Origin of the sequence: Rheinheimera sp., assembly GCF_036568245.1 — a bacterium.
Lineage (GTDB): Bacteria > Pseudomonadota > Gammaproteobacteria > Enterobacterales > Alteromonadaceae > Alishewanella.
The window spans coordinates 1-3807 of record NZ_DATCSY010000199.1; the positions used below are offsets into that span (position 1 = coordinate 1).

A 3807-nucleotide genomic window follows, 5' to 3' on the forward strand; every position below is an offset into this window, starting at 1 on the left:
CAACTGGCCCTGGGCCTGTGCCAGCTGTACCTGATAATCAGAGGGGTCGATCTGTGCCAGTAGCTGGCCTTGCTCAACTTTGTCACCTTCTTTAAACAGCAATTGCTGTAAAGGCCCGGATACCCGGCTTTGCACCACCACCGTATTTAGGGGTGTAACAGTGCCAATGGTTTTTACCTGCACGCGTAAGTCTGCAGGTTGCGCCGAAACTACCCTTACCGGCACTGGCATAGCCCAGGGATTCATTGGCCTGCCGGCCGGCGCAGTAGCCTGCTCGGTTGCTGGCCAGAACCAGAAAGTGGCGATTGCAGCAGCAACAACCACTCCTGTTATCAGTAAAGGTTTATTTAACGACGCCATCTGTGATCCCTGTAGCCCAAACATAATTCGCCCACACTATAAAGGCGGCTTGGTAAGGGCTCAACACAGCAAACGTCAAGATTAAGTAAAGATTACGCCACTCTCGGCAGATGGCTGCATATCAGCGGCGAATGCCGGTTGCGAGTGTTTTATCAAATTGCTGCTGTAGCTTTTGCGTCAGAAAATCCCGCAGCGCCATTACTACAGGTGTCAGCTGCTGACGACCGGGTACCAGCAAGCTTAACGGAGCGGATTCACCCTGCCAGTCGGCACACAGTACCCGCAACTTTCCCGACAGCAGATCTTCACTCACATCAAGCAAAGATTTAAATGCTATGCCCCGGCCTGCAACAGCCCAGCGTCTGACAACGTCGCCGTCATCAGAAATATAGTCACCTTTAATATCAATGCTGAGCGGATTACCAGCCTGGCGGAATTGCCAACGGGTGTGGGTACTATCTCTTAACATGAAACATAAACACCGATGCTCAGCCAGCTGCAGCGGATGAGTTAGTTCGCCGCACTGCGCAATATAGTCCGGCGCTGCGCATAACACTCTGTAGTTCTCAGCACACAGGGGTAACGCGACCATGGATGAATCGGCGAGATGACCATAACGGATAGCAACATCTACCGGATGTTTATATAAATCAGTCAGCCTGTCGCTGATATATAAGCGTAAATGCAGATCAGGGTGTAGCAAACCAAACTCGTCCAGCCAGTTTAATAACAGGTTTCTGCCCAAATCGGACGGTACAGACAGTTGCAACTGGCCACTGAACGACTGCCGCTGTTGCTGCAACTGACGGATACCCTCGTCAATCTGATCAACGCCTTGCTGGCAATATGCCAAAAAAGTGTCACCCGCTTTGGTCAGCCGCAATGAACGGGTAGAGCGCACAAACAACTCTGCACCTACTTGTTGTTCTAGGCGTTTTATCGCTGCGCTGGTGGCAGCAGGAGTCAGGTTCAACTGATGTGCTACCTGTGTCAGGTTTTGTAATCTGGCCACCGCTATAAAGATTTTCAAGTCATGCATAATTCGCATTGTTCTGCCTGCCGGAGCTAATTAATGTAAACAGTGTCGTATTGTGCCTTTACCTGCTGCACAAACACTTTTGGCGACTGACCATAAACACGAATAAATGCGCGGCGCATCCGCTCCTCGTCACCAAACCCCGTCAGGTTAGCAATATGGCTAACCGAGGTATGTCCCTGCTCTATTAGCTCGCGAGCTTCTTCAATACGAAGCTTTTCTATCGCTTTGGCTGGCGCCATGCCGGTTTGATTCTGAAATACCCGGCTGAAATGACGTGGGCTCCAGTGCACATGTTCTGCTAACGTCTCTACACTGAGGTCGGTATGCAAATTCGCTTTGGCAAACTGCAGCGCTTGTCTTATACGGTCGGATCCAGGTTCTAACTCGGTCATCGCCGAAAACTGTGATTGTCCGCCACTGCGCCGATGATAAACCACCATCAGACGGGCAATTTTCTTACTGATCTCTGTCCCCAGATCGGCCTCTACCAGCGCTAATGACAGATCAATACAAGCAGTAACCCCTGCTGATGACCAAATGGCGCCATCTTTCACAAAGATTTTATCCTCATCTACCTTTACGTCCGGGTACAGCTGCTGCAACTGACGCCCCCAGGCCCAATGTGTAGTGGCTTTTTTACCCTGTAGCAAGCCTGCATTTGCCAAAATAAAAGCACCGGAGCATATGCTACCAATACGACGGGTTACCTTGCTGGCTTCCAGCAATATGTTTTCCAGCTCAGGTAAAGCTGGGGGAATATCTAAAGCCCCGGCTACCAATAAAGTGTCATAAGCGCCGAAACCTATTGGCTGCGTTTCGATGAGAATGCCAGTTGAGCTTCGTACCGGCCCACCTGCTACAGACACAGCCGTAAACTGATAATTGGTGGTAGTCTGTAAGGTGTTAGCAAACTCAAACACCGTCAATGCCGCCAGATCGAGTATCTGAAAGCCGTCAAAGACTATTAAACCAATTCGCTTTATCACAGCATGTCCCAAAAATAACAAAACAATATAAATAAGACATTAGCGCACATTCATTAAAAGGTAAATAACACGCAAAATTAAACAATAACACTCAGAACAAAAGTCCTATTTTGCGTGTTTTATGTCATTTAACACTTTTCTATTTACTTGCATTATGTTGCTCAGGGCAAGCCAGCGATTTGCCCACATACAACACCCTGCTGACCTGACAGGTATTGCGACAGGGAAAAACTAACGTATTGCAACAGGAATTAACCATGAACATGACAGACAACACCATTTTTATTACCGGCGGTACTTCGGGTATTGGCCGTGCTATGGCTGAAGCTTTCCATGCTTTAGGCAATAAAGTGATTATCAGTGGCCGGCGTAAAGCATTACTGGATGAGGTAACAAAAGCCAATCCTGGCATGACAGGCATAGAGCTGGATATTCAGGATCCTGAACAAATTAAAGCGGTCGCCAGCCGTTTAGTTCACGAGCATCCGACGTTAAATGTGTTGTTTAACAATGCGGGTATTATGCCGTTCGACGATGCTGCCGGTGATGTCGACGATGAGAGCGCTCTGGCTACTGTTAATACCAATTTGTTAGGCCCGGTCAGAATGACAGCAGCGTTATTGCCACATCTGAAACAGCAACACAATGCAGTTGTTATTCATAACTCATCGGTACTGGCCTTTGTACCATTGGCGACAAACGCCTTGTATTCCGCAACGAAGGCTGCCATTCACTCTTACGCTATGTCTCAGCGCTTTGCATTGAGAAATCAGGGGGTAAAAGTTGTAGAAATATCCCCTCCCTGGGTTGATACCGACTTAATTTACAAAAGTGGCGATCCACGGGCTATGCCACTGGAGACCTTTATTAACGAGACAATGCGGATACTGGCGACTGGCGCAGATGAAGTCTATGTCGCAGATATCAAACCGCTGCGTGATAACCCTGGCTCCACTGAGCATGATTTTTTTAATGCGTTCAATCAATCAATTGAAGATAACCCAATTCCGGTTGCTCATTAAGCTACAAACCCCGGCTATTTGCCTGCCGGGGCCAGCAAAGCCTTATTACTAAACACTGAATAAACGGAGAACCATTATGTCACGCAATACTGCACTTATTACCGGCGCTTCATCAGGAATTGGCGCGGTTTACGCCGACCGCCTGGCGCGTCGCGGTTATGATCTGGTACTGGTAGCTCGTAATACTGATCGATTAAAACAGGTAGCCCAGAGGATTAGCCAAGAGCACGACGTCAATATTCAAATTGTACCTGCCGATCTGGCAACCCCGGCGGGATCTGCCATTGTGGAGGACATACTGAAAACAGGGCAGGTTAGTTTTCTAGTCAACAATGCCGGTTTCGGTGCTGTGTCTACGCTGTTACAAACGAATATTGATGACATGGTAAACATGATTGAT

General features: G+C 48.3%; 5 protein-coding genes. 2 read left to right on the plus strand and 3 right to left on the minus strand.

Annotation, left to right across the window (positions count from 1 at the left end):
• From VIN66_RS08985 to VIN66_RS08995, 3 genes are all read right to left on the minus strand, one after another.
• Positions 1 to 360, minus strand: a 360-nt coding sequence (locus VIN66_RS08985; RefSeq protein WP_331923664.1) for a biotin/lipoyl-binding protein, incomplete at its 3' end; no start/stop codon positions are given.
• A 121-nt stretch (positions 361 to 481) separates the two neighbouring features.
• Positions 482 to 1408 carry a LysR family transcriptional regulator gene (locus VIN66_RS08990; RefSeq protein ID WP_226766164.1) on the minus strand — a complete coding sequence of 309 codons (927 nt, stop codon included), beginning with the start codon at positions 1406 to 1408 and terminating at the stop codon, positions 482 to 484.
• Positions 1409 to 1425: 17 nt separating this feature from the next.
• Entirely contained in the window at positions 1426 to 2385 is a 960-nt protein-coding gene (locus VIN66_RS08995; RefSeq protein WP_331923665.1) for a GlxA family transcriptional regulator, read from the minus strand.
• Between the two features lie 257 nt (positions 2386 to 2642).
• Between VIN66_RS08995 and VIN66_RS09000 the strand changes: the two genes are divergently transcribed.
• Positions 2643 to 3407, plus strand: coding sequence for an SDR family oxidoreductase (locus VIN66_RS09000; protein ID WP_331923666.1), 765 nt, complete (start codon positions 2643 to 2645; stop codon positions 3405 to 3407).
• 76 nt (positions 3408 to 3483) lie between these two features.
• Positions 3484 to 3807 (plus strand): SDR family NAD(P)-dependent oxidoreductase (locus VIN66_RS09005; RefSeq protein ID WP_331923667.1); only part of this gene is annotated, 324 nt, incomplete at its 3' end.

Bases quoted from the DNA above. Each gene is read 5' to 3' on its own strand.
- VIN66_RS08990 (WP_226766164.1), bottom strand. From the start codon at position 1,408: ATGCGAATTATGCATGACTTGAAAATCTTTATAGCGGTGGCCAGATTA.
- VIN66_RS09000 (WP_331923666.1), top strand. From the start codon at position 2,643: ATGAACATGACAGACAACACCATTTTTATTACCGGCGGTACTTCGGGT.